This is a genomic window from Chryseobacterium sp. SC28 (assembly GCF_003932955.1).
Classification (GTDB): Bacteria; Bacteroidota; Bacteroidia; order Flavobacteriales; family Weeksellaceae; genus Epilithonimonas.
This window is the reverse complement of the sequence record NZ_QOVY01000027.1, coordinates 1-25,798: the sequence shown is the minus strand read 5'-3', so window position 1 is coordinate 25,798 and position 25,798 is coordinate 1. Positions and strand designations below refer to the sequence as shown.

Genomic DNA, 25,798 nt, shown 5'->3' with positions numbered 1-25,798 from the left:
TGGTTATAATATTTGAAATTCATAAACAATTATCTGATTATCAGGTATAAATATACAAAATTCCACATTAATTACCAAAAAAATCCGCCTCTAGTTGTGAGACGGATTCTTTTAATTTTGCCAGTCAGATTATATTTTTATCTTTAGAGACTTCAAAAACTATAAATTTTTATGTCCTCAATTTCAATCTCAGAAAGCCTAAAAAGATTAGGCATTTCTCCTCAAAACAACGGAACTTCCACTGGATTGGACTTTTTTTCCTCAGGAAAATCAATCGACAGCATTTCTCCCGCAGACGGAAAATTAATTGCAACCGTCAAAACTTCCGACACCTCCGACTACGAAAAAGTGCTCGCCAAAGCTCAAGAAGCTTACAAAGAATTCCGGCAGATACCTGCGCCGAAACGTGGCGACATCGTGCGCCAATTTGCAAATAAATTGAGAGAATACAAAGCGGATTTGGGCAAACTGGTGTCGTACGAAATGGGCAAATCTTTGCAGGAAGGCCTTGGCGAAGTTCAGGAAATGATCGACATCTGCGAATTTGCGCTCGGCCTGTCTCGCCAGCTCTACGGTTTTACGATGCACTCCGAAAGGCCGGGCCACAGGATGTACGAGCAATATCACCCGCTGGGAATCGTGGGCGTGATCTCTGCATTCAATTTTCCCGTTTCTGTTTGGAGCTGGAATGCGGCGCTGGCTTGGGTTTGCGGCAATGTCGTCATCTGGAAACCCTCAGAGAAAACGCCACTCTGCGCCCTGGCCTGCCAAAATATAATGGCAGAAGTTATCAAAGAAAATAATCTTCCGGAAGGGATTTCCAGTGTGCTCGTCGCAGATCACGAAATAGGTGATAAATTGGTCAACGACAAAAGAATTTCGCTCATTTCTTTCACAGGTTCGACCAAAGTTGGAAGAATCGTCGGGAAAAATGTAGCCGAACGTTTCGGAAAATCGATTCTGGAATTGGGCGGCAATAATGCGATTATCATCACAGAAAATGCGGATATCAATATGAGCATCATCGGCGCTGTGTTCGGCGCAGTGGGAACGGCCGGACAAAGATGTACTTCTACAAGACGATTAATCATCCACGAATCTGTCTATGACGAAGTGAGAGACCGTCTGGTGAAAGCTTACGGACAATTGAAAATCGGAAATCCGTTGGACGAATTCAATCACGTGGGTCCTCTAATTGACAAATCTGCCGTACAACAGTATTTGGATTCCATCGAAAAATGTAAAGCAGAAGGCGGAAAATTCGTGGTGGAAGGTGGCGTTTTGGAAGGCAAGAACTACACTTCCGGCTGTTATGTGAAACCTTGCGTTGCCGAGGTGGAGAATCATTACGAAATCGTTCAACACGAGACATTTGCACCAATTCTTTATTTGATTAAATATAAAACTTTGGACGAAGCAATCGCTTTACAAAACGATGTTCCTCAAGGTTTAAGCTCCGCAATAATGACTCAAAATCTAAGAGAAGCAGAATTGTTCCTTTCAAACAGCGGTTCCGATTGTGGCATTGCCAACGTGAATATCGGAACTTCAGGTGCGGAAATTGGTGGCGCTTTTGGCGGCGAAAAAGAAACGGGCGGCGGAAGAGAATCCGGCTCCGATGTCTGGAAATATTATATGAGAAGGCAAACCAATACGATTAATTATACGAGCAGTTTGCCTTTGGCTCAGGGAATTAAATTTGATTTGTAAAATCTAATTATTGATGAATATTGTTGAACACTTTGAAATTGAGACCACAAAAGATCTGGAAGAAAGTTTGGCTGAGCTGCGAAAAATTACAAATAAAAATTATTTTTCTTTTTTTGGCTGGAAGGACCAGACGATGTTTCGAGGAAAAGTTTCTCGTAGAATGTTTAAAGTTACAAAGATTGCTAATGCCAGAGGGATTTTAGAAGCTGTTTCTACAGGGAATATTTCTGAAAAAGATGGAAAAACAATTATTGAAATATCAATTAAACCGGCGATATACAGTATAGTTTTTTCGGCAATAATGACAGTTTTCATAATGTTTTTGGTCATTTTTTTAAATGTAATAGGATTATTAAATATAATGATGAACGTAGTTTTTGTCTTTTTTGTCTTAGTATTTACGATGGTTCCACTTTTTTCGTATGATGAAGAAAAAGAAAAATCTAAAGATAAACTAATAGAAATTTTTAAATAATAGAATTCATAAATGATAACAACTACAGAGAATAAAGTAAAAGAAACCCTCGCCAAACACATCCTAGCAGACGGTTTCGATTTTGTGATGGATTATGAAAAATCCCACGGTTCCTACATCGTTGACCGATTGACTGGTAAAGAATATCTTGATATGTTCTCGATGTTTGCGTCGGCTTCCGTTGGTTACAACCATCCTTACATTTTGGAAAAAGCCAATTGGCTGGGGAAAATGGCAATTTACAAACCCACTTTGAGCGATGTTTATTTGCAGGAATTTGCCGATTTTATGGACGTTTTTTCCAGAGTTGCGATCCCGAAAGAATTGCCTTATTGCTTTTTCGTAGAAGGCGGCGCATTGGCCGTAGAAAACGCTTTGAAAACGGCTTTTGACTGGAAAACCAGAAAGAACTGGCAGAAAGATATCGATAAAGAAGCTAATTTAGTCATTCATTTCAAACAGTCTTTCCACGGGAGAAGTGGTTATACCTTGTCATTAACCAACACCTCTGATCCAAGAAAACACCAATATTTCCCAAAATTTGATTGGCCAAGAATTACCAATCCAAAACTTAATTTCCCAATCACGGAAGAGAATCTGGAAGAAACCATCAAGCACGAGCAAATGGCGTTGCTTCACATCCAGGAAGCTATTTTGGTGAATCCGGATCAGGTGGCGTGTATCATTATCGAACCAATCCAAGCGGAAGGCGGTGACAATCATTTCCGAAATGAATTTTTTGTAGAATTAAGAAGAATCTGCGACGAAAACGAAATTCTTTTGATTCTGGACGAAGTTCAAACAGGCATCGGGATGACAGGAAAAATGTGGGCTTACCAGCATCTGGGAATCACTCCGGATGTGATTGCTTTTGGCAAAAAAACCCAGGTCTGCGGGATTTTGGCTAATAAAGAAAAACTGGACGAAGTGGAACACCACGTTTTCCAAGAAAGTTCGAGAATTAACTCTACTTTTGGCGGCAATTTCATCGATATGCTTCGTTTTCAGTTGATTTTAGAAATTATCGAAAATGAAAATCTGCTGGAAAACGCCAAAGTTGTAGGCGAATTTTTATTGGATGAACTACAAAAATTAGAACAAAAATATCCGGAACACATCTTCGCTTCCAGAGGAAAAGGACTGATGTGCGCCTTTGACCTCAAAGATCCTGAAAGCCGCAACCAGCTTAGGGAAAGGCTTTACAAAGAAGGCGTTATTGTGTTGGGTTGTGGCGACAAGTCGATCAGATTTCGCCCGCATCTTAATGTAACGAAAGCAGAAATCCAGACCGTTTTAGACAAGATAGATTCAATTTTTGAGAATTTAATATAAAGAATTTCTGCTTTTGATATTTTTTTGCTAAATTGCTATCCCTTATTAACATCAAAATCCGGAATTATGAATGCAAGCACAAGAGTCTCTGTTTACGAGAGCAGCAGCCCCCAGGAGATCCAGCTGATGAAGTCTAAGCTGGAAGATGCAGGAATAAAATGCGATGTGGAAAACTCTTATCTCAGTTTTCTATCCACTCCAACTGCAACCCATATTTTTATAAAAGTTGATCTTCGAGACGAAAAAAGGGCATTTGAGATCATCGATGAGTATTTAAAATCAAGTCAAAATTGATTTCATCTGTAAATTTTATTATTTTTATTTATCAGATGCTATCTCCGCTCAATCGGTTTATTTATCGTTCATTTCGGCTTATGTCGATTTCATAGTTTTAAATTTTACGTTTTACAGAAGTCGGGTTCAAAATTCTTTGGATCCGATTTTTTTGTCAAAATATTCATTTTTAAGTTTGTAATTAATCATAAAATCCTTATCATTGCAATTCCAAAAAAGGGGAATTAGCTCATCTGGCTAGAGCGTTAGACTGGCAGTCTAAAGGTGACGGGTTCGATCCCCGTATTCTCCACCAAGCTTGTCCTTACAAATATTTGTAAGGATTTTTGCTTTACGGTTTTGTTATTTTTTTCCATAGATTTGTGATGTCAAATCAGTTGCAAAAACGCACTCCCAATTGAAATATTAATAATGATTCCAAAAGCATTCCTTTCCAGATTATTCAAAAGCAGATTTTCGGTATTATTTTCAATGCTAAGCCTTTACGTAGTGCTTTCATTCATTGTTCGGCTTGTATTTCTCGTATGGTCATCCAATGATTTTGATTTTAGCTATGGTTGTTCTATTTTTGTTAATACTATAAGTTAACCAATCGCTTTACGCAATATTGAAGTACATTTATAAAGCCAAGCTGAGCCTGCGGAAGCCTGATAGCTAAAAAAATCGGTAAAACTAACTTAATGGTGATTAAAATCTTATTTATGAAAAGATCTGCGCTGGTAATTCTATTTTCACTAATCCTATTATCTTGCGGAGCTTCTAAGCCTGCAAAAAAATATGCTTACAAAAAGCCAACAACCACCCAATCTGCCAATCTCAAAAAACTGAACTCGGCATATTCTGGTAATGTTTCCGGCAAAAGAGCGTCCGTCGTCAGCGATGCAGAAAGCTATCTGGGTGCGCCTTACAAATACGCCGGCAATACCAAAGCAGGTTTCGATTGCTCAGGTTTGGTTTGCAAAGTATTTGATGAGAATGATCTCAAAATGCCAAGACGCTCCGAGGATCAAGGGAAGACAGGATCTGCCATCAATATTTCTGCGGTGAAACCGGGCGATCTGCTGTTTTTTGCAACATCCGGCGGGCAGGCGGTCACGCACGTCGGTATCGTCAACGCGGTCTCGGCAAACGGCGAAGTCACCTTCATCCATTCTTCTACTTCCAAAGGGGTTATCATCTCATCGCTCAACGAAACCTATTGGAACAAAGCCTTTCTTTTTGCGAGAAGTGTGCTTTAGTTTTATTATTTTTGCGCCAAGCAATTTTTAATGGATCAGAATTCATTAATTATTGACGCAAATCATTAAACCAGTATCAAATCTCATTTATAAAATTTATGTCTTTAAAGGAAAAAATCGAAAAAGCGTGGGATAATCGCGAACTTTTGAAGGAGGAAGAGTACCAAAATGCAGTGCGAGAAGTCGTTGCAAAGCTGGATGCGGGAGAGTTGAGAACAGCCGAACCTACGGAAAACGGCTGGCAGATCAACGAATGGGTGAAGAAAGGCGTCGTGATGTATTTCCCAATCCAAACGATGGAAACCATAGAAGTGGGTCCATTCGAATTCCACGACAAGATTCCGCTGAAGAAGAACTATGCCGAAAAAGGCGTTCGAGTAGTGCCGCACGCCATCGCAAGACACGGCAGTTTTGTCGCCGGCGGCGTGATTTTGATGCCCTCTTACGTCAATATTGGCGCCTACGTCGATTCCGGAACGATGGTAGATACTTGGGCAACGGTTGGAAGTTGTGCGCAGATTGGTAAAAATGTACATCTGAGTGGCGGCGTGGGAATTGGCGGCGTTTTGGAACCTTTGCAGGCGGCGCCGGTAATCATCGAGGATGATGCTTTTATCGGTTCCAGATGTATCGTCGTAGAAGGCGTTCGCGTTGGCAAAGAAGCCGTTTTGGGTGCGAATGTTTGCTTGACGATGTCTACTAAAATTATAGACGTTACAGGATCTGAACCAATCGAAACAAAAGGCTATGTTCCCGAGCGTTCGGTGGTAATTCCCGGAAGCTATACAAAGCAGTTTCCTGCCGGCGAATATCAAGTACCGTGCGCCTTGATCATCGGGAAAAGGAAAGAATCTACCGATAAAAAAACCTCGCTCAACGATGCTTTGAGAGAAAATAATGTGGCGATCTAGAAACATTATATTATCCGATGATTGGTTTAATTCATCATTATGAAAAATGAAGATACTCGTGATTCAACAAAAGATGATTGGAGACGTTTTGGCGAGCTCCATCATCTGCAATAATTTAAAAAATGAGTATCCGAATGCTCAGATCGATTATCTCATCCACCCCTTTACCAAGGCTGTCGTAGAGCATAATCCTAATATCGACCACATTATACTTTATACAGAGGAGCTCCAAAACAACAAAATCCGGCTTGCTAAGTTCCTTTGGAAAATCAGAAAAGCGAAGTACGACATCGTAATTGACGCTTACGGAAAAATAGAAAGTGCCTTGATTACTCGCTTTTCCGGCGCGCCAAGAAGAATAGGTTTTGCCAAAAAAGGAACGCTATGGGCATACAACTTCCCTGTCCGGCATCATAATACTGCCAAGACAACAGCCGGCCTTGCCATAGAACGGAGGGAAAATCTTTTTAAAAACCTGCTGACCAAGCCCCTTGATAATCTTCCTAAGATATTTCTGACAGAAGAGGAAAGCAAGACGGCTCTGCAGCTTTTCTGCTCGCACGGCATAGATCCTTCCAAGGAAGATGTTGTTATGATGAGCATTTTGGGCAGCATAGAAGAAAAGACCTATCCGAAAAAATATATGGCAGACTTGATAAATCTGATTGCCAAACAGGACAAGGTGAAAATTCTTTTCAATTATTTACCACAGCAATCGCCGGATGTTAAGGAACTATATAATTTATGTTCTGATGAAGCGCAATCTAAAATAATCTTAGATTTCACGAGCTCGGATCTTCGATCGTTCATTGGGATACTCAGCCACTGCAAAGTAATGATTGGCAACGACGGCGGAGCGGTAAACATAGCGAAGGCTCTTCAGAAACCTACCTTTACCATATTTTCTCCTTGGATACGCAAGGAAAGTTGGAGCATCTTTGAAGACGGGTATTTTCACAAAGCTGTTCATCTCCGAGACTTTTTGCCCGAAGTCTTTGCGGACGAAAACCGAAAAGAACTGAAAAAAAAATTTGCACCTTATTACGAACTTTTCCGCCCAGAGCTTATCCGGCCTGCTTTAACCGATTTTTTAAACATCCATTTGCAAAATCATGTATAGATTTTTGATTTACATTTCGCACCCGTACAGCATACCGATCGGGAAGCCCTTGCAAGCGGAGATAGAATCCCGCGGATACGAGGTTTGCTGGTTTTCGGAACTCGAATATACCAAAAAGTATTTCACGGGAGACGAAAGGATCCTTTCCGTCCAGCAAGTTTTAGATTACAAACCCCATATTGTGCTGACAGCCACCGACATCGTGGCCGATTTTTTTACGGGGATCAAAGTGCAGGTGTTCCACGGTTTTTCAGCCAACAAACGTCCGGTAATGAGCAGCCACTTTAGAATCCGTGGTTTTTTTGATTTGTACACCACGCAAGGACCATCGACGACGGAAATCTTCCGTCAGCTGGCCAAAAAATACGGATTTTTCGAAGTCGTGGAAACAGGTTGGTCCAAGGTAGATCCGCTTTTCCCGCTGGAAAAAAAAGCCCCGGGCGAAAAACCGGTTATCCTGATTTCCTCCACCTTTACCACCCGACTAAGCCTAACAAAGATTGAGGAAGTATATGAGGAAATAAAACGCTTATCAACCACAGGTCTATACCATTTTTTGTGCGTGCTTCATCCGAAATTAGACGAGGAAACCAAAATCAAATTTCAAAATCTGGAAAATGAAAATTTTCAGTATTTCGATACCACAGATCTGATTCCGCTCTACAAAAAAGCCGACCTGATGTTTTCCGACACCACCTCGGCGATTATAGAATTTCTGCTGCAGGAAAAACCCGTGGTCACGTTTCGCAACAACAAGCCGGGAGCGCATCTGATCAACGTTACAGAAGTTTCAGAAATAGAAAAATCTATCGCGCTGGCTCTTACCAAACCAGAGAAAACGATGATGGCCATCCGCGATTTTATCCGGCATACGCATCCTTATCACGACGGAAAATCCAGCAGCAGGGTAATTGATGCCGCAATTTCTTTCCTCCAAAAAGACAAATCCCATCTGAAATCTAAACCTTGGAATCTTATCCGAAAATGGAAAATAAGAAAACGGCTGAACTATTTTACACTCCACTCCTACAACCGACCAATTACCGTCAAACCAGAAGATACCATTTGACGGCGATATTAGTGCATCTCATATTTTCTTTCTCCAAATATCGCGGAGCCAATCCGAACGGAATTGGAGCCGCATTCGATGGCCAAAGGAAAATCGCCGCTCATTCCCATTGATAAAGTTTCTAAAGGTTTGAGTTGAGAAAGTTCGTCGAAAAGCTTTTTCAAGACGCCGAATTCTTGGCGGATTTGAGTTTCATCCTCCACAAAACTCGCCATGCCCATCAAGCCTTTTATTTCAATATTCGGATAATTTCCGGCTAAGTATTTATTAAAAATATCTTTGGCTTCATCAACTGTCAATCCAAATTTCGTCTCTTCTTTCGCGATTTTCACCTCAAGCAAAACATTGATTTTGCGATTGTTTTTAAGAGCTTCTTTATCAATTTCTTTCAACAGTTTTTCGCTGTCAACGCTTTCTATCATTGAGATAAAATTGGCAATATATTTCACTTTGTTTGTTTGAAGATGCCCGATCAAGTGCCACTCAATATCGTTTGGAAGAACAGGTTGTTTTTCCATCAGTTCCTGAACTTTATTCTCGCCAAAAGCTCTTTGTCCCAGATCATAAATTGCTTTGATTTTTTCAGAAGGATGGGTTTTGGACACCGCTACCAGTTTTACATTTTCGGGAATTTGCGAAAGGACATTTTGATAATTTGATTCGAGTGACATTGCTATGATTTTTTGATGTAATGCAAAATTAATCATTAATTATCTTAACAAAACCAGCTCCCGAATTGTTCTAAAATTCGTAAATTTGAGGAAATTTTTATTAGAATTAATATTCAAAATATATGAGTCAATTTGATGTAACCATTATCGGTTCTGGTCCCGGCGGCTATGTGGCGGCGATCCGCGCTGCCCAATTGGGTTTCAAAACAGCAATTATCGAAAAATATCCCACCTTGGGCGGGACTTGTCTTAATGTGGGATGTATCCCTTCAAAAGCTTTGCTGGACAGCTCTGAACATTTCGAAAAAGCAAAGCACGACTTTGCCAATCACGGCATCCTCATCAATGAGCCAACCGTCGATCTCGCAAAAATGATTGCCCGCAAAAATGAAGTGGTGGATCAAACGACCAAGGGCATCAACTTTTTGATGGATAAAAACAAAATCACTGTTTTTGAAGGCGTGGGCAGTTTCGAATCGGCGACCCAGATCAAAGTTTCCAAAAACGACGGTTCTTCGGAACTGATCGACTCCAAATACATCATTATCGCCACGGGTTCCAAACCATCCAGCCTGCCTTTCATCAACCTTGATAAAGAAAGAATCATCACTTCTACGGAAGCTTTGAATCTCAAAGAAATTCCGAAACATCTGGTCGTGATCGGCGGCGGCGTTATCGGTCTGGAGCTTGGTTCCGTGTATTTGAGGCTGGGTTCTCAGGTGACTGTGGTGGAGTTTATGGATAAAATCATCCCCGGAATGGACGGAAGTTTGTCTAAGGAATTACAAAAAGTTCTGAAAAAACAAGGTATGAAATTCGAACTTTCTACGGCGGTTTCAGCTGTCGAAAGAAACGGAGATTATGTAAAAATAACTGCTAAAAACAAAAAAGGAGAAGAAGTCAACTTCGAAGGCGATTATGTTCTGGTTTCTGTAGGAAGAAGACCTTACACAGAAGGACTTGGATTGGAAAAAGCAGGCGTGGAACTGGATGAAAGAGGAAAGGTAAAAGTCAATGAACACCTTCAAACCAATGTATCCAACATCTATGCGATCGGCGACGTTATCAAAGGGGCGATGCTGGCTCACAAAGCCGAAGAGGAAGGAACTTTGGTTGCTGAGATCTTGGCTGGCCAAAAACCGCACATCAATTATAACTTGATTCCAAGTGTTGTTTACACTTGGCCGGAAGTAGCCGGAGTTGGGAAAACCGAGGAACAATTGAAAGAAGAAGGCGTGGCCTACAAAGTTGGGAATTTCCCAATGAGAGCATTAGGACGAAGCCGTGCAAGCGGCGACACAGATGGTTTTGTAAAAATCATGGCTGACGAAAAAACTGACGAAGTTCTAGGTTTCCATATGATTGGCGCAAGAGCCGCAGATCTCGTTGCAGAAGGCGTTATCGCAATGGAGTTTCGTGCAAGCGCAGAAGACATCGCAAGAAGCTCTCACGCGCATCCAACTTATGCAGAAGCTGTGAAAGAAGCTGCGTTGGACGCAACCGGAAAGCGGTCGATTCATACGTAATTTTGGATTTTAAAATCATAAAAAGAGAGAAGTGTAAAATGCTTCTCTCTTTTGTTTGATGAAAAAAGTTTTGCTTGACGCATTAAATTGCTACTCAATTTGTTTTTATTTTTGTTAAAAAAGCAGTTATGATAAAGGAACTCGACAAAGATTTCAGCAGTCTGAATGAATACATCGGTCAACTGAAACCCAGCAAAATTTTCATTTTGGTAGATGAAAATACGCACGACCATTGTTTGCCGATTTTACTCCCGAATTTGGAAACCGATATCCCGTTTGAAATCATCGAAATAGAAGCCGGCGAGGAAAATAAAAACCTTGCGACAGCCACGCAGCTTTGGGAGATATTCGCGGAAATGGGAGGCGACAGGAAATCGCTACTCATCAATCTCGGTGGCGGCGTGGTCTCCGATATGGGCGGTTTTGTGGCTTCAACTTATAAAAGAGGTTTTAAATTTATAAATATTCCCACCACTTTGCTGGCGATGTGCGATGCGTCGATTGGCGGAAAAACCGGAATCGATCATCAGTATCTTAAAAATATTATTGGAACTTTTGCGCTGCCCGAACATATTTTTTTATATCCAAAATTCCTAGAAACCTTGAAGTTTGAGGAACTGAGAAGTGGTTTTGCGGAAATGCTGAAACACGGTTTGATTGCAGATGCCGATCATTGGACCAAACTTAGTTCGCTGGATCAGATTTCGGCAGAAGGGCTTGCACCGTTCATCCATCGCAGTATGGAAATTAAAAATGAGGTGGTGACAAAGGATTTCAAAGAAGAAAATGTTCGCAAGATTCTGAATTTTGGCCACACGATTGGTCACGCCGTAGAAAGTCTTTTTCTTCAGAAAGGCAATTTGATCCCGCACGGAGAGGCCGTGGCGCTCGGAATGATTTGCGAAACCCATCTTGCTTTTTTGGCAGGATTGATAGATGTCGAACAGTCATCAAGCATCATTTCGACGATTCAGAAATTCTTCCCTTATATTGATATTTCTGAGTTTGAAAATGAGGAAATCTTGAAACTGATGGTCAATGATAAGAAAAATGAAGGTGGAAACATCAATTTCTCTTTAATCAACGGCTACGGAACTTGCCTTTTCGACCAGAAGTTGCAGCCCAATCAAATCAAGTTGGCCCTGGATTTCTATAAAAAACTCAACAAACCGTAATTTTAACCTTTTTATTTTGAGGGTTCTTAGTACTTGAAAAATAGACTGTTATATCCTAAATCGGAAGAAGTAACCAGGAGATGTAATTTTTTGGCAAAGTATTTGAAAGTATGTTTTGCGTAAAACAAAAAATTAAAATTTGATATTATGAAAAAGTTATTTTTAGGATTAGGCTTAGTGCTTGGTTCCTTTGCATTCGGTCAGACAATGAGTACAACAACTTCCACCAGCAGACCTATGTTTGGGATCAAGGCCGGAATCAACGTCGCTTCTTTGTCGGACGATGGTTTTGATGATACGACTTCCAAACTGGGATTTGCCGGCGGTGTTTTTATGAATGCACCCTTATCAGAGCAATTTAGCATCCAGCCAGAGGTGATGTACAGCCAGATGGGATCGGAAGTCGAGGGTCAATATGCCAATACGCATTACAGTACAAAATTGAATCTGGACTATATTACGGTTCCTGTGATGTTCCAATTTAGAGCGACTCCTGAATTTTACATCGAAGCCGGTCCGGAATTTGGCTTTTTAGTCAGTGCCAAATCAAAGGATACAGTAGGAAATTTCAGTGCAACGAATGAAATCGACACCGATAATTTTAACAGCTTCAACTTTGGATTGGGCTTAGGCTTAGGATTCGACATTACCGAAAACTTCGGTGTGAATGCAAGATATGTTGCAGGTTTCACGGATATTAACAAAGACGGGGAAACATCCTTGCAAAATGAGGACAACAAAAACAGAAACAATACCTTCCAGGCGGGTGTTTATTTCAAATTCTAATATTTTAAATCTCTAAATTTTATAAAAGACCGATTCATTCGGTCTTTTTTGTTTCATTATTTATATTTTTGTGGATCTGTTACAATTATAAATATATGAAAAGAAAACTTCAGGTCTTGGCAATACTAATATCGGCCACGGTTTCATCGCAATCTTTTGGACTGAAAGCGGGCGCTAACGTATCTACCATCAGTAAAGAAAAAAGTTGGGATGACACCAATGCTAAGTTGGGCTATTACTTAGGCGTTTATATGCATGCTCCCGTCAATAGTGTTTTCAGCATACAGCCCGAAGTGCTTTACAATAGTGTCGGCGTGAAGTATGATAGCGGCGATGTCTCCCACACGCTTAGCTTGGATTATATTTCGGCGCCTATTATGTTTCAGTTCGAGCCTATTCCCAATTTATTTTTGGAAGCAGGTCCGCAATTTTCCTTTTTAGTGGGCAACAGCGACCGTTATAAAACTGATGATGTGGTCACGATCAAGAAGTACAAGAACAATTCCAACTATAATAGTTTTGATTTGGGCGGTGCCGCAGGATTAGGTTTTAAGATCAACAACATCACCATAGGTGTCCGATATGTGGTAGGCTTTACAGATATTAAAAAATCTGGATCAACGACGTGGAGCAACGATGATAAACAGCTTCGCAACAATGCGTTCCAAATCGGTTTGCAATACGGATTTTAGAACGCCTCTTAAATCAAAAGACCTACTCTATTTCAGCAGGTCTTTATTTTTTTAGTAAAGTGGCTATTTCTAAAGAAAATTTTTGCCTGCAGTCTCTGAGTTATTATAAATTAAAATTCTATAAGTTCGAATAACGTTAAAAAACAATTTAATTATCCGCTTGTCTTTTTAACTTTTATTCCGTAATTACCACCCTCGTTCCCTGCGTATGCGCATTCATCTGAGGTGCGTAATAGTTTTGCAAAGTTGTAATTCCATTAGAAAATTTCCCGCTTGCATTTGCCACATAATCATATTCAAAAACATATTTTCCTTTCGGCATATTTTCTATGTAAAAATTGGTGGAAGCATCTTTGGTTACCTGATAATAGCCCAAATTATTCTTCCATTCATAACCCGAAATCACATCAATTGGTTCAAAACCTGCGGCTCTCATATCTTTCAGGTGAATGAATTCCATATTTCTGTCCGTGTTCAGAATCATCCTTACCGTCACTTTATCACCAACTTTCAAAGGAGAATTTTCATTGATTTTAATTAATTGTTCACCGTTTTCAGTTTTCACTTTTTTATACAATTCTTTCGTGATAGAAAGATAGCTTTCCGAAGATTTTATCTTATCCAAATCCTCGTAATATTGCCAGAACAAGCCACCTTGCACAATTCCCGGACTGTCTTTTTTAATAAAAACTGTGGCTAAGCTTTTATCTAAATTATCAGAAATAACGGCTTGTTTCACATAACCCGTCGCTTGCGTTAGCGGATTCAGAGCTTTTCCGCCCCAACTAATTTCCGCTTTGTCAGATGCCACAGAAGTCCAAGATTTCCCTGAATTCAGAATCGTAAAAATCACTTCCGCCGTTCCGCGCGAACTTCCCCAAGAGTTTACTTCTTTTTGAGTTACGAGCCAGATTTTCATTTCTTCAATAAAGTTTTCGTCCGCTGGAGTTAGTTTTTGGAAAGCTTCCAACGCGCCGGCGTGATTCACGGTTTTTGAAGAATACCAACCCCAGTCGTTTAGATTCTGTTTCCAATAAACACCTTGAGTTTCAGTATCTGTCGATGTTTCCTTAAGATAAGTCATTAATTTTTTTGAAATATCTTTTAAACCATAATCATTAAATAAAATTGCCAATCTATGCAATCCAAAGAAAGTGAAATCAGTGATTTTTTCAGTTTTAGCTTTAGATATAACCGCAGTTTTCAAAGCTTTTCCTTTTGCAGTTAAAGGATAATCTTTTTCCCAATAATTTCTGGTGTCAAGATAATCAATCACGAAATTGTTCCAAACATTGTCCTTTGTCCCACTGAGCGGAGTCGAAGTGTCATAATATTTATTCACTTCATTATCAACATAAGAAACCAGTTTTGCAACCATTTCTTTTTGTTCAGAACTTTGATAATCCGCCACATTTCCTTTCAGCCATTCATTGATTCTCCCAAGATTTTTCAAAATATACAACGAATTGTAATACGAACTCGGATAACCAGCGTACCAACTGAAACCGCCGTCCGGATTTTGCAATTTCTGCAATTCCGACCAGTCATTTGTGATGGAATTTCGCATCGTATTTGCATCAAACAATCTCGCCAGTTTTTCCATTTGCTCAGTTTCGTTTTTCGATTCCAAAACCCACGGCGTTTCTTCCAAAAGCAATTGTTTCAACTCTTGATTTTTCTCCAGATTCGAAGTCAATAAACCTTTGGATTGATATTCTTCAAAAACGGTTTTCAGTTTCGGATTCGCTTCGAAAATTTCCGCAGCCAAAACATCCGCAAACCATTTGTTGAAGATAACATCCGCAGAATTATTCGTGTCATTTTTCAAACTTGGAAGTGCAAACATAATTTCCCAAATCGGATTCGTCGTCAATTCCAAAGTGTTGGATACATTGGTCAAAGTTTTAGAATTTGAATTTTTCAGATTTTCCAAAGTGAAAGTTTTCGTCTGCCCTTCTTTCACAAAAATCGGAAGCGCATCCGTCACCAACATTCTGTTCGGCAAAACGGCGATTGCTTTTTGTTCACCATCCGAAAATGAGCTTGAAGTCCCATCTCCTTTGGAGAGGGGATTTAGGGGTGAGGATTTTGCAACAATTTTAATGATAATTGAAGAAACATCTTTCGGAACTTTCACTTTCCAATTCACCACAGAATTTCCGTTTTCCGTTACTTCAAAGGGTTTTTGGGTGTCATTCAGATTAAATTTTTCCGAAATATCTTCATTCGTAAACGCATTCAAAATCTGCAATTGCGCCACACCATTCAGTTTTTGATTCACCAAACTCGATAGTTTTGATTGCAAATTCAGTTCATCACCTTCACGCAAAAATCTCGGATAATTTGGTGTGATAGAAAACTCTTTCTGCGTTACCACCGATTTTTCCAAAGTCGCAGAACGCGCATCTTTTGTATGAGCCAAAAACATCAGCTTCCATTGCGTCAAAGCTTCCGGAGAAGTGAATTCAAAACTTACATTTCCATCTTTATCCGTCAAAAGAGTTGGGTAGAAAAACGCCGTTTCGTTGAGGTTTTGACGAACCGGGATTTTGTCCAAGTCATTTTTATCCGTTGAATTAGAGCCAATTTTAGGAGCTTTTCTAGGTTCTGGAACTACGTTTTGTATTACTTCAACCTTATCCAACATCATTTCTTTTTTAGCCATCGGTGTTGGTGCTGTCGCATAACCTACCACAACTACTTCTTCAAGAGTAACAGAATTTGATCTGTTTTCCGACTTTGTTTTAAATCTTTGTTCATAAATTCCACCATCAAACCAATTAAATTGTGGGTTACTAATATTATAAGTCTTTAAATATTTAGCATTCTTATTAAATTTTTCCTGACTTAAACCACTTCTCAAATCATAAGAACTTTGGTAGAACGAAGGATAAAATCCTCTCCAATTCCAACTATTCGAAGCAAATTGATCCAGCGACTTGTCGTACATACTCGCCAAAACTTCCGCTGTCACTCTGAGCGGAGTCGAAGAGTTTTTATCTGCGCCGGAAACTTTCACCGTCCATTTTTCTTTTTGTCCGGGCTGAAGTTTGTCACGGAAAGTCACCGTTTCAATTTTCAAATCATCTTTGCTGTCAGCAATTTTCAAATCTACATTCTCAGTTTTGACATCATTAAAAGCGACTAACTGAAATTGTAAATTAACTCTCGAAACAGTTTCATCTTTCGGAATCAAAGTTTCATATTCCAGAATTCCGTTTTTGAAAAAATGCGTTTCCGTCACCGTTTCGCCTTTTCCATTTTGAATAAAAACATTCACCAAAGCATCCGGAACTGCTGAATAAACAAACACTTTTGCTTTCTCACCACGTTTGAAATCCTGTTTTGGCTTAATGACTTCCAGGAACGGTTTTTGATTTTTCCCGAGCGATTTCTTATTCCAAACTTTGAAGAATTGCTCCGTTTTTATCGTGTCTTTTCCTTCAATATTATAAAGTTGAAGTTTGTAAGTTCCCGCTTCCAATTTCCCTAAATCTAAATTAGTTGTCGGTTGTTGGTTGTTGGTTGATGGATTTTTTGCTACACTGAGCGGAGTCGAAGTGTTTTGTATTTTATCAAACACCACTTTTTCAACTTTCCAATTTTTCACATCCTCATTTTTATCAAATCTGTCGTGTGGAAATTTTTGCACAAATTCTTCTTTAGAAAATTTTGGCAAATCCTGAATTGTATTTTCAAACCGGCTTCTGAAAATCTGCTTCGGTTCTTCCAATTTTTCCAATTTTGCATTGTAAGATTTTGCGAGAACTTGGTCGTTGTAATTCTTCGTCGAAACATTCAGTTTTACAGCTTCATTTGTAAAATAATCTGTCACGCTGAGCGGAGTCCAAGCGTCCGTAACTGTAATATAATGAGAAACCGAAGCCACTTTCACATTCGTGTCCGCAGATTGCGTTTCGCCGTTGATGTCCGTCACAGAAGCGTTGATGGCGTAATTATCAATCTGAATACCTTCCAAAGTTTCATCCTTTTTAAGTTCTACTTTGATGGTAAATTCGCCTTTTTCATTAGTTTTGACGGTTCCAAGAATTGAGTTTTCATTATCATTCCCACGCGGATACCACCAGAAATATCTCCATCTTATATTCTGTTTTTTGATTTCATAATTCACGGTCGAGTTGCTTAATGCAACACCGGAAAACATCATCGCTTTTCCTTTCAGCTCGATGGTTTGGCCGTATTTGTACTCGTCTTTTATCGGCTCAAAAGTCACTTCAAACTTCGGACGTTTGTATTCTTCAACCTGAAAATCTGAGTAACCGCTAATGTTATAATTTGCATCATCGTCATCATTATCAACTTCGATATTGAAATTCCCATTCAACTTATTTTTAGGTAAGGTAAAACTTCCGCTGACAGAACCAAATTCATTGGTTGTCAGTTTCAAAGTTTGTAATTCTTCGTCGTTGGTGTCGTTCAAAGTAATATTCAATTTCACATTTTCCAGCGTTTTTACTTTCTGGGTTTCGCCATCGATTCCCGTTGCAATCACTTTAAAATAAACGATTTGTCCGGGTCTGTAGATTTTTCTGTCCAAGAAAATCTGTGCAATTTCCTGATTTTTAGGCTTATTTCGGTTTCCGTAATCGTAGCCATAAACTTCGATCATCGTAAAATTGTTTCCGTTTTTCACAAGGAAGTTTCTGTAATATTCTTTGTTCACAGAATTTGGTAACACAAAATTTCCAGATTTGTCGGTTTTTACAGTATTTTTCGTAACCGCTTTTCCTCTTACATATTCCGTTACATCAAGGTTTTCATTGATGAAAGCTTTTCCGTTTTCGTTATTCACAAGTTTTAGAATATTTGCTTTTGGATTGCTGTCATCTTTTTTAGAAAAGATAATTTTAGAATCCGAAACCAGGAAATAATAATTCCCCTGAACCGAATTTTCCACCACATATTCCGCCAGATAAATCCCTGCGGGAAGCGCGTTGAGCTCCAAAGATGTCTTGTGCGTTTTAAAATCTGAAGATTCCGGCAAACTGAATTGGTCTTTTCTAATTAAAGATTTTTTAACTTTAGAAAAAGGATTTTTATAAGAATCAAAAACGTAATTCAGAAAACCTTGCGAATCAGCTTTCACTTCATAAATATTCAATGAAAATTCTTTGACGTTTTTGCCTTCCGCCACGATGTGAATCGGCCGGTTCGGTTGGGTTTCTTTCTCGTAAAAGAGATGGAGTTGCGGATTTTTTATCGCATTTTCATTGTTGATAATATTATTGATGAATTTCGATTTGGGATAAAGTTCTTTCGCTCTGTTGACCCAAACCAAAGCCGTTTTGTAGTCTTCTTTTTGCTGAAGAAGTTCGATCATTTCATCGATGATGAGAACTTTGTAATCACCTTTTGCAGATTCATCTTCAACCAGTTTTTCAAGTTGAGCGAATTGGTCTTTGCAATGATTCAGTTCACAATTATAATTGATTTTCTGATGTTGGAAATACAGTTTTGAATTCCCGGAATTCGTTGCAATCTCGGCATCATAAATCTCATTGATTTTCTTGGAATTGACTTTCAGTTCGTTTGGCGTGAACAGGCTTTGATTTTGGAGAAATTCGATATAATTGAAATTTGACCAGTCCAAAAGCGTAGGAAAATAATCCAAATTCTCGGTCGCTTCGAAGATTTCTTTGTACTTCTGAGTTGGTATTTTCTTCAAAAGCGAATTCTCTTTTTCTAAATCTGAATAATTCTTAGTCAAATAATTCTTGAAATCCAGTTTGCTCCAAGTCTCGATTTGTGAGAGATTCTGATTGTCGATATTGGTTTTCTGATTGATTTTCCAGGAATTATTATCGTAATAATCATTGATGAATTCCAAAGTCAGAAGATGAAATAATAGCTTCTCATCACCTTTCAGTTTGGTTTCCGTGCTTTGAAGTTTTGAGAAGAATTTTGAGTTTGCATCATTTTGAGTATCATCTTGTGTTTGCTTCAGAATGCTGAATTCCGCTTTCAGAGATTTGATGATTTGGCTGGCGTTGTTGTCTTTCGTCGCTTGGTTTTGAATGTCGAGAATGATGGGCAGATTGCTTTTGTAAGTTCCCTTTTTGTAGTTTTCCTCCACTTTTTTCCATTGAGATTCGTAATAGTTTTGCGCCGAAATATTGAGGAAAAAAAGCATCAGCAAAGCGAGAGTGATCGATTTTAGAAATTTCATATTTGTACTTTTTGTTGGGTATTAAGATGTAATTTGCCTTAATTTGTTAAAGATATGCCGATTTTAAATCTAATAAAAAAATATTTAATCGATAGCCAGATTTTTGTGGCCTTGATGGGAACGATGCTGGCCGCATTCTTTATGTTGCAGCAAAACATATTCCGCTGGCCCAGCCTCTTGCTGATTTTTATCACTTATTTTAGCGGTTATTTGTACACCAAATACCAGCATCGAAAACACATTTTTAAGAAAATTCTGGTTTTCAACGTCGTCTGCGCGCTGGCGAGTTTTTGTTTGATTATCTTCAATCATAATGAAATCCGCCTATTAAAATGGGCTGTAATCGTGGCCATCGGCTTGCTGTACAATTCTTTTTTTCTGGAAAAGTATATTAGAAAAATCCCTTTGTTGAAAGTGTTTTACGTGGGAGCCACTTGGGCTTTAATCAATTCTTGGCTGATTTTACCGCAATTCAGCTGGCTGATTTTTTCGATTTCTTTTCTGTTTATCTCAGCCTTGGTTTTGCCTTTTGACATTCGGGATATGAAAAGTGATGAGGTGGTGACTTTTCCAAGATTAATCGGGGTTCGAAAGACCAAACATCTGGCTTTTCTCTTAATATTCGTGGCCGCTCTTTTGAGTTTAAGATTTCTGGAATGGGAATTTGCGCTCAGTTTTTATTGGGCCGCCGTGGTTTCCGTTCTCCTGATCTATTTTTCCCAGCCATCTCACCGTGACTTTTATTTTTCGTTTGGTGTGGAAAGTTGTTGCGGATTGCCCTTGTTATTTTATATTTGTTGGCTTATAAATTGATAGTAGCAAAATATTAATCAATTTTTTTACCACCTATTTGTTATCTGATGCCTAAAGTTTTTTTCACGCTTTTATTGCTTTTGTGCAGTATTGTGTTTGTTTCTGCGCAGCAGAAACCAAAAAAGGATTCGATGTATTATAAGATCGAAGAATTCTCGGATCAAAGAAAATTTACCAAATTTCTTCACCGTTTGGTGTTTCGTCGGAAGGCCGATTCTGTATCGGTGAGGACGAGAACCAAGAAGCTGACACAAGAATCTTATGACGGAAAATACATCCGCAATATTACCATCGAAACCATTGACCCGTTCGGATATGGCTCCAAAGACAAGAAGGAAAATTCGCAATGGTACGATTGGTTCACCAATCACCTTCACGGGACTACAAGGATGTCGGTAGTCGATAGTTATCTGCTTTTCAAAAAAGGTGAAGAGTACAACGCCCAAAAACTCTACGAATCCGAACGTTTGCTTCGCGAAATGCCGTTTATAAACCGGGTCAACATTAGTGTTGCAGACAGCACTTCTACCCGAGATTCTATAGACGTTGTGGTGAGGGTCTTGGATTCTTGGAGCTTGAAACCAAAATTCAGCTATTCCGGTAGTAAAATAGGGCTTGGAGTGAGCGAAGAAAATTTTTTAGGTCTCGGTCACGGCGTTGATCTCCTGTACAGAAACGATTCCAAAGAAAATCAGGATTATCTGTTAGGCAGTTATACGGCTTACAATCTTTATGGCACCTATATCAATGCTCAAGTTTTGGGCGAAAGAGATTTTGATAAAAACGAAAGAATCAATTTCAATGTCAGAAGAGATTTCTTTTCTCCTCTTACCGTTTGGGCCGGCGGCTTCACATTCGAATATTTTATGCGCCGTGTAGCTTTGCCAATGGCGGATGTAGATGAATATCCAACAGTGCAGATCAAAGTGTTCAGCCAAGATCTTTGGGGCGGTTATCAGATTCCTGTTTCAGCGCAGCAGTCGCGAAATGTATCCAGCAATATTGCCCTTATGGCTCGTGTGCAAAACTATCAGTACAAAGACAGTCCGTACATCGATCAGTTTGATTATTTTCAGACTTACAATAGCTTTTTGGCTTCCGTGGGTTATATCCAAAGGAAATACTCTGTCGAGAAGAATATTTTTCTTTACGAGCAGCCTGAGGATATCTCGTACGGCAAATCTTTCAGTTTGACCGGCGGATTGTTATCAAGAAGCAACGATGTGATGCCCTATGCAGGCGTGTCTGCAGCCTATGGCGACTTTACAAAAATCGGTTATTTCAATATCAAGGCTCAGTTTGGCAGATTTTTTAACCAAGATATTGATAACAAGGAATCCTTCCGGCTAGACGGCACCTATTTTACGAATCTGATGCGCTGGAAGTTCGGACAGCTCCGCCATTTCTTTTCGCCCACTTTAGCGCTGGGAAATCCACAACACAACTATTCTTACAAAGACGGCATCAATATTTCGGGACCCGACGAGTTCCCAGTTTATAGCGATGATTATATCGGCACCAAAAAATTAATTCTGAGATATCAGCTTCAGCTTTTCGTCAACAAAACTTGGAAAAATTTCCATTTCAGTCCCTATGTCACTACGGCATTTGGCTGGCTGGCAATGCCTGAAGCGAAACTTCTAAATACCCATACCAACACGAAAATAGGAATTGGCGTACTGATCAACAATCCGTATTTGGTGTTCAACAGGATTCAGATCTCGTTTACCTATTATCCCCGAGTGCCTTTTGATTATAATTCAGTGTTCGATTTCAACAGCAACCGCAATAATCTGATGCCAATCAACTCTTTTGGAACCGATATTCCGCATTTTGTCAATTTCGGAAATTAAATAATGATCACTTTCTTAAAAATTTGACAGACCAATTGATGTTCAATTCTTTTATCGATTCGAAAATTATTTCTGAAAGCGTTTTTTTATCTTTACACAAAATTATTTGAGTGATAGAGCGTTTTGAAGACTTTCTAAGAACAGAAAAAACAGTCTCAAAAATTGCGAAAAAACTAAAAAACAGATTATAGGCTTTATGATTATCAATAAACTATCGCTCGTCAATTTCAAAAGCCACGCCAAGGTTTCGCTTGAGTTTTCGCCGCAGATCAACTGTTTTGTTGGGAACAATGGCGCCGGTAAAACCAATATTCTGGACGCGCTGCATTACCTCTCGGTGGGCAAAAGTTTTTTGGGCAACAGCGATGTGCAAAATATCAAGACCGACGAGGAGTTCTTTGCCATAGAATCCCAAATCCAAAATGGCGACAAAGAAGATATCATCAAGATCCTCCAACCCCGAGAAGCCAAAAAAATCATTAAAAAAAACGATAAAACCTACGAGAGATTGGCAGATCACATCGGCTATTTGCCCAGCGTGATGATCTCGCCCTACGATTCCAACCTCATCTCGGATTCCGGAGAAAGCCGCCGCCGTTTTCTGGATGCGATGATTTCTCAGACCGATTCTCCCTATCTTTTCGACCTTATTCAATATCAAAAAACCATTCAGCAGAGAAATGCGTTGCTCAAAAATTTTGCTAAAAACCGAACTTTTGACAAAGATTCTTTGGAAATCTATAACGACCCGCTTTCCACTTTTGGAACAAGAATTTTTGATAAAAGAAAAGATTTTGTCCTGAAACTAAATCCCATTGTCCAACAATATTACGACATCATTTCCGGCGGCAGAGAAAGCGTTTCCGTGGTTTATGATTCGCATCTGTCGGAGGCTTCCTTTCAAGAATTACTGTTGCAGGCCATTGACAAAGATAGGGTTCTGACCTACACTTCCAAAGGTGTTCATAAGGATGATCTGATTTTCTTGATGAGTGGGCAGCCGATCAAAAAGATAGGATCTCAAGGGCAGCAAAAGTCTTTTTTGGTGGCGCTGAAACTGGCTCAAATCAGCCGGATCAAAGAATTGACCGGCAAATCTCCCATTCTTCTTCTGGACGATATTTTTGATAAGCTGGATGACATCCGCGTTTCGCAGTTGATAGAACTGGTGAACAAAGAAAACTTTGGGCAAATCTTCATTACCGATACGCACAAAGACCGGACGGAAAATATGGTGAAAAAAATCGATGAGGAAAGCCGGATTTTTGAGATTTGATCTAAGAATTGGATGAAATTCTGAACCAAAAAAAGGTGAAAAGAAATACAAAACCTCAACATAGCCCTGATGGGAACGGCATCCTTTTTTGTTTTGGCCTTGGCCTTGGTGCGTTGGGAAACAAAAAAGATACAGTGGACAGCAGGTGAGTCAGGTCTGCCAACGGACCAAGCGCAGTGCTCCTAAAAATATTACAAAAAAGTGCCGTCGAAGGAGAAGGGCAGCAGATCTCGGATGGATTTGGTTTTGACGACCTCTCCGCTGGGCGATGCAAAATAGATTTCGATGGCTTCTTTTTGCTTGGCTTCATATTCCAATATCGACTGCCGGCAGGCGCCGCACGGCGGAATGGCGGGCGAATTGGCGGCGTTTTTTGGCGCGCCGATGACCAACATTTTTTTGATTTTAACATCGGGATAGTTCGCCGAAGTCCAGAAAATAGTGGTTCGCTCCGCACACAATCCCGAGGGATAGGCCGCATTTTCCTGATTGCTGCCAGTGACTATTTCGCCATTTTCCAAGAGAATGGCGCAGCCGACGAGGAAGTTGGAATAAGGCGCGTAGGCTTGTTCGCGGGCGATCTTGGCTTTGTCGAAAAGGGTTTTTTCTATGTCCGAAAGTTGCGCGTAATTAGGGATGAGTTCAAAATTGATTGTGATTTCTTTTTCCATTTTTTAAAAAATGCAGGGAGGTAAAAGTACGAGTTTTATGGTAACAAAGTTGAACTTAGTTGAAAAAATCGTCTGTTTACGAGGCGAAAAGCTGCATTCTGGCAAGGTTGGATTGATTTGAATTTATGTTTTGAAATAACAGGAAAGTCAAAAATAGAGATTTAATATTTTGATTTTCAGAGTTCTACAATTTGAATTTTCGGTTTTCTTTCTTTTCGGATAATTTTTTTTTGGTATCGATTCTTTTCTGCACTTGTCTTTTCGATGGTTTGGTTTTGATGCGTTTTTTGGGAACAAAGAGCGATTTTTCTACCATTTCCAGCATCCTCTCGGTCACGATTTTTTTGTTTTGAACTTGGGTGCGGCTTTCCGAGGATGTGATTAGAAGAACCCCTTCGGCATTGATGCGGTTTTTCAGCTTTTCTGCGATTCTCCGCTTCTGGTCTTCTGAGAAAAAAGAACTTTGCGCCACGTTCCAAAGTGCGGTCACTGCGGTTTCCACCTTGTTGACGTTTTGGCCGCCAGCACCGGAAGAGCGGGAAGTTTTGTAGAGGATTTCCGGGCTGAAGTCTTTCATTTTTTTTGGCTAAAAGTTTTTGGATGCTATCATTTTTTTTAGTTCCGGCCGGCTTACTTTGCCGTTTTTCGTTCTCGGGATTTGTGGTACAAAAACAATCTCTTTTGGTTTGTGAAACGATTGTCGAAATTGCAGCCGATTGATGGTTGATTTTAAGTTCTCGTCGGCCTCGCCTTCAATCACGAGGATTAATTTTTCGCCCCATTTTTCATCCGGTATCCCGAGGAAGACGGCTTCGTTGGCGATGTGTTGTTTTACGATTTTTTCCAGTTCTTCGGGGAAGATTTTGGCACCTGCGGAATTGATAATATTATCGATTCTTCCCAGAAATCGGAATTGCTTTTTGCCTTGGATCTCCGCCAGATCGTTCGTATGCAATACTTCTTTGTTTAATTTCGGGGCAAAAATTTCTAAACAACCCCGCTCGTCCAAAGCAATATCGACGCCGTCGAAAACCGTAAACCAATCTTCCTCGTTCGGATAAATCTCCTTGAGCGCAATGTGAGAAAACGTTTCGCTCATTCCGTAGGTTTCGAAAATGCGATTCTGAGTGGCCGATGACTGCAGCGCTTGAAAGATTTTTTTCTTCAAACTTTCCGAGACGGCCGCTCCGCCAACGATTAGGTTTTTGATCAGGTGTATTTTGTCCAAAGAATTTTCCACTTGCAAAGGTGTCATAGCGCAGAAATCGACTTGTTCGGTCAAATTTTGGAGCGGTTGGGTGGTTGGGTCAGCGATTTGCAGTTTCAAATTTCTCAAAATACTTCGTACGACCATCATTTTGCCGGAGATATATTCTATGGGAAGACACAGTAGCGCAAGATTTCCTTCTTTTAATTGTAAAAAGTTGCAGGTCATCTCGGCAGAATGGCTCATTTTTGATTTTTCGACATCAAAGATTTTTGGGGTTCCTGTGGAGCCTGAGCTTTGAATTTGGACGGTTTTTGAGTCGGAATACCATTCTTTGAGGAAGTCTAAAACTTTGGTTTCAAATTCTTTAGAAGGCTTATGATTGGCGGGTGATACTTTGAAAAGGTCGATTAACATTAGCTTTAGCGAAAAATTAGGGTATAAAATTATGAATAATTTATTGGAAAATGTTTGGAAGTTAGAAAAAAAAATCTAAATTTGCACCACCATAAATGACAGACCCATGGTGTAACGGTAGCACTCTGGTTTTTGGTACCATCAGTCGGGGTTCGAATCCCTGTGGGTCTACTATATCACTTGATTATCAGTGATTTAATTACTTTACAGCCAATTTTATATCCATAAATGATATAAAATTGGCTTTTTTTTTTGATATTGTAATCACAAGCGGGTTTACAGGATTTACACTTCGATGAAACTCAATTTGCGGAGCAAGAGGAAGAAACGTCTTCCTGCGAGAGTGAAAGAACCGCTCCTTCGTCCGATTTATCC

20 protein-coding genes, 2 tRNA genes and 1 pseudogene are annotated in these 25,798 nt (G+C 39.7%); 18 read left to right on the top strand and 5 right to left on the bottom strand.

What is annotated here, in order from left to right; genetic code table 11:
• The first annotated feature begins 171 nt into the window (after positions 1-171).
• The 9 genes from DTW91_RS11845 (at position 172) to DTW91_RS11805 (ending at position 8,149) form a co-directional block, all read left to right on the top strand.
• A complete protein-coding gene (locus DTW91_RS11845; RefSeq protein ID WP_125203574.1) occupies positions 172-1,710 on the top strand; it encodes an aldehyde dehydrogenase family protein in 1,539 nt (512 codons plus the stop codon).
• A 10-nt stretch (positions 1,711-1,720) separates the two neighbouring features.
• Positions 1,721-2,185, top strand: coding sequence for a hypothetical protein (locus tag DTW91_RS11840; protein ID WP_125203573.1), 465 nt, complete (start codon positions 1,721-1,723; stop codon positions 2,183-2,185).
• 12 nt (positions 2,186-2,197) lie between these two features.
• Positions 2,198-3,517, top strand: a complete 1,320-nt coding sequence (lat, locus tag DTW91_RS11835) for an L-lysine 6-transaminase (RefSeq protein WP_125203572.1) — start codon at positions 2,198-2,200, stop codon at positions 3,515-3,517.
• A 66-nt stretch (positions 3,518-3,583) separates the two neighbouring features.
• Positions 3,584-3,811 carry a DUF2007 domain-containing protein gene (locus DTW91_RS11830; protein ID WP_125203571.1) on the top strand — a complete coding sequence of 76 codons (228 nt, stop codon included), beginning with the start codon at positions 3,584-3,586 and terminating at the stop codon, positions 3,809-3,811.
• Positions 3,812-4,029: 218 nt separating this feature from the next.
• Positions 4,030-4,106: transfer RNA gene (locus DTW91_RS11825), tRNA-Ala, on the top strand.
• A 406-nt stretch (positions 4,107-4,512) separates the two neighbouring features.
• The gene (locus tag DTW91_RS11820; protein ID WP_125203570.1) at positions 4,513-5,049 is read left to right on the top strand and encodes a C40 family peptidase; all 537 of its coding nucleotides are present in this window, start codon (positions 4,513-4,515) and stop codon (positions 5,047-5,049) included.
• A gap of 98 nt (positions 5,050-5,147) precedes the next feature.
• Positions 5,148-5,960 carry a 2,3,4,5-tetrahydropyridine-2,6-dicarboxylate N-succinyltransferase gene (locus DTW91_RS11815; protein WP_125203569.1) on the top strand — a complete coding sequence of 271 codons (813 nt, stop codon included), beginning with the start codon at positions 5,148-5,150 and terminating at the stop codon, positions 5,958-5,960.
• 46 nt (positions 5,961-6,006) lie between these two features.
• Positions 6,007-7,080 (top strand): glycosyltransferase family 9 protein, encoded by a 1,074-nt coding sequence (locus tag DTW91_RS11810; protein ID WP_125203568.1) that lies wholly within the window; start codon positions 6,007-6,009, stop codon positions 7,078-7,080.
• On the top strand, positions 7,073-8,149 hold the full coding sequence (locus DTW91_RS11805; RefSeq protein ID WP_317126018.1) for a CDP-glycerol glycerophosphotransferase family protein: 1,077 nt from the start codon (positions 7,073-7,075) through the stop codon (positions 8,147-8,149). Before DTW91_RS11810 ends, DTW91_RS11805 begins: the two co-directional genes overlap by 8 nt.
• An 8-nt stretch (positions 8,150-8,157) precedes the next feature.
• Here the strand turns inward: DTW91_RS11805 and DTW91_RS11800 are convergent, their stop codons facing one another.
• Complete coding sequence (locus tag DTW91_RS11800; protein ID WP_125203566.1) at positions 8,158-8,856, bottom strand: YggS family pyridoxal phosphate-dependent enzyme; 699 nt, start codon at positions 8,854-8,856, stop codon at positions 8,158-8,160.
• An 86-nt stretch (positions 8,857-8,942) separates the two neighbouring features.
• On the opposite strand from DTW91_RS11800, the gene lpdA reads away from it, so the two are divergent.
• The 4 genes from lpdA (at position 8,943) to DTW91_RS11780 (ending at position 12,999) form a co-directional block, all read left to right on the top strand.
• Complete coding sequence (gene lpdA, locus DTW91_RS11795) at positions 8,943-10,346, top strand: dihydrolipoyl dehydrogenase (RefSeq protein WP_125203565.1); 1,404 nt, start codon at positions 8,943-8,945, stop codon at positions 10,344-10,346.
• 128 nt (positions 10,347-10,474) lie between these two features.
• Positions 10,475-11,521 carry a 3-dehydroquinate synthase gene (gene aroB / locus DTW91_RS11790; protein ID WP_125203564.1) on the top strand — a complete coding sequence of 349 codons (1,047 nt, stop codon included), beginning with the start codon at positions 10,475-10,477 and terminating at the stop codon, positions 11,519-11,521.
• Between the two features lie 147 nt (positions 11,522-11,668).
• Positions 11,669-12,307 carry a porin family protein gene (locus DTW91_RS11785; protein WP_125203563.1) on the top strand — a complete coding sequence of 213 codons (639 nt, stop codon included), beginning with the start codon at positions 11,669-11,671 and terminating at the stop codon, positions 12,305-12,307.
• 95 nt (positions 12,308-12,402) lie between these two features.
• Positions 12,403-12,999 (top strand): porin family protein, encoded by a 597-nt coding sequence (locus tag DTW91_RS11780; protein ID WP_125203562.1) that lies wholly within the window; start codon positions 12,403-12,405, stop codon positions 12,997-12,999.
• 175 nt (positions 13,000-13,174) lie between these two features.
• Here the strand turns inward: DTW91_RS11780 and DTW91_RS11775 are convergent, their stop codons facing one another.
• The gene (locus DTW91_RS11775) at positions 13,175-19,186 is read right to left on the bottom strand and encodes an alpha-2-macroglobulin family protein (protein WP_125203561.1); all 6,012 of its coding nucleotides are present in this window, start codon (positions 19,184-19,186) and stop codon (positions 13,175-13,177) included.
• Between the two features lie 54 nt (positions 19,187-19,240).
• Here DTW91_RS11775 and DTW91_RS11770 point away from each other — a divergent pair, with 54 nt between their 5' ends.
• From DTW91_RS11770 to recF, 3 genes are all read left to right on the top strand, one after another.
• Positions 19,241-19,999 (top strand): hypothetical protein, encoded by a 759-nt coding sequence (locus DTW91_RS11770; protein ID WP_185144782.1) that lies wholly within the window; start codon positions 19,241-19,243, stop codon positions 19,997-19,999.
• 131 nt (positions 20,000-20,130) lie between these two features.
• The gene (locus tag DTW91_RS11765; RefSeq protein ID WP_228412716.1) at positions 20,131-21,852 is read left to right on the top strand and encodes a hypothetical protein; all 1,722 of its coding nucleotides are present in this window, start codon (positions 20,131-20,133) and stop codon (positions 21,850-21,852) included.
• Between the two features lie 196 nt (positions 21,853-22,048).
• Positions 22,049-23,128 (top strand): DNA replication/repair protein RecF, encoded by a 1,080-nt coding sequence (recF, locus tag DTW91_RS11760; RefSeq protein WP_125203559.1) that lies wholly within the window; start codon positions 22,049-22,051, stop codon positions 23,126-23,128.
• Positions 23,129-23,319: 191 nt separating this feature from the next.
• Here the strand turns inward: recF and cdd are convergent, their stop codons facing one another.
• From cdd to DTW91_RS11745, 3 genes are all read right to left on the bottom strand, one after another.
• Positions 23,320-23,799: a cytidine deaminase gene (gene cdd / locus DTW91_RS11755; protein WP_125203558.1), complete on the bottom strand. Its 480-nt coding sequence runs from the start codon at positions 23,797-23,799 to the stop codon at positions 23,320-23,322.
• 184 nt (positions 23,800-23,983) lie between these two features.
• Positions 23,984-24,376 carry an alternative ribosome rescue aminoacyl-tRNA hydrolase ArfB gene (gene arfB, locus DTW91_RS11750; RefSeq protein ID WP_125203557.1) on the bottom strand — a complete coding sequence of 131 codons (393 nt, stop codon included), beginning with the start codon at positions 24,374-24,376 and terminating at the stop codon, positions 23,984-23,986.
• Between the two features lie 9 nt (positions 24,377-24,385).
• Positions 24,386-25,423: an AMP-binding protein gene (locus tag DTW91_RS11745; protein ID WP_125203556.1), complete on the bottom strand. Its 1,038-nt coding sequence runs from the start codon at positions 25,421-25,423 to the stop codon at positions 24,386-24,388.
• A gap of 100 nt (positions 25,424-25,523) precedes the next feature.
• Between DTW91_RS11745 and DTW91_RS11740 the strand changes: the two genes are divergently transcribed.
• Positions 25,524-25,594, top strand: a tRNA-Gln gene (locus DTW91_RS11740).
• Positions 25,595-25,685: 91 nt separating this feature from the next.
• Positions 25,686-25,798: pseudogene (locus tag DTW91_RS12905) on the top strand (IS3 family transposase); the annotation flags it as partial.

Bases quoted from the DNA above. Each gene is read 5' to 3' on its own strand.
- recF (WP_125203559.1), top strand. From the start codon at position 22,049: ATGATTATCAATAAACTATCGCTCGTCAATTTCAAAAGCCACGCCAAG.
- DTW91_RS11775 (WP_125203561.1), bottom strand. From the start codon at position 19,186: ATGAAATTTCTAAAATCGATCACTCTCGCTTTGCTGATGCTTTTTTTC.
- DTW91_RS11805 (WP_317126018.1), top strand. From the start codon at position 7,073: ATGTATAGATTTTTGATTTACATTTCGCACCCGTACAGCATACCGATC.
- DTW91_RS11800 (WP_125203566.1), bottom strand. From the start codon at position 8,856: ATGATTAATTTTGCATTACATCAAAAAATCATAGCAATGTCACTCGAA.
- DTW91_RS11845 (WP_125203574.1), top strand. From the start codon at position 172: ATGTCCTCAATTTCAATCTCAGAAAGCCTAAAAAGATTAGGCATTTCT.
- DTW91_RS11770 (WP_185144782.1), top strand. From the start codon at position 19,241: ATGCCGATTTTAAATCTAATAAAAAAATATTTAATCGATAGCCAGATT.
- DTW91_RS11785 (WP_125203563.1), top strand. From the start codon at position 11,669: ATGAAAAAGTTATTTTTAGGATTAGGCTTAGTGCTTGGTTCCTTTGCA.
- lpdA (WP_125203565.1), top strand. From the start codon at position 8,943: ATGAGTCAATTTGATGTAACCATTATCGGTTCTGGTCCCGGCGGCTAT.
- DTW91_RS11820 (WP_125203570.1), top strand. From the start codon at position 4,513: ATGAAAAGATCTGCGCTGGTAATTCTATTTTCACTAATCCTATTATCT.
- DTW91_RS11830 (WP_125203571.1), top strand. From the start codon at position 3,584: ATGAATGCAAGCACAAGAGTCTCTGTTTACGAGAGCAGCAGCCCCCAG.
- cdd (WP_125203558.1), bottom strand. From the start codon at position 23,799: ATGGAAAAAGAAATCACAATCAATTTTGAACTCATCCCTAATTACGCG.
- DTW91_RS11765 (WP_228412716.1), top strand. From the start codon at position 20,131: ATGTATTATAAGATCGAAGAATTCTCGGATCAAAGAAAATTTACCAAA.
- DTW91_RS11780 (WP_125203562.1), top strand. From the start codon at position 12,403: ATGAAAAGAAAACTTCAGGTCTTGGCAATACTAATATCGGCCACGGTT.
- DTW91_RS11810 (WP_125203568.1), top strand. From the start codon at position 6,007: ATGAAGATACTCGTGATTCAACAAAAGATGATTGGAGACGTTTTGGCG.
- DTW91_RS11815 (WP_125203569.1), top strand. From the start codon at position 5,148: ATGTCTTTAAAGGAAAAAATCGAAAAAGCGTGGGATAATCGCGAACTT.
- arfB (WP_125203557.1), bottom strand. From the start codon at position 24,376: ATGAAAGACTTCAGCCCGGAAATCCTCTACAAAACTTCCCGCTCTTCC.
- aroB (WP_125203564.1), top strand. From the start codon at position 10,475: ATGATAAAGGAACTCGACAAAGATTTCAGCAGTCTGAATGAATACATC.
- DTW91_RS11745 (WP_125203556.1), bottom strand. From the start codon at position 25,423: ATGTTAATCGACCTTTTCAAAGTATCACCCGCCAATCATAAGCCTTCT.
- lat (WP_125203572.1), top strand. From the start codon at position 2,198: ATGATAACAACTACAGAGAATAAAGTAAAAGAAACCCTCGCCAAACAC.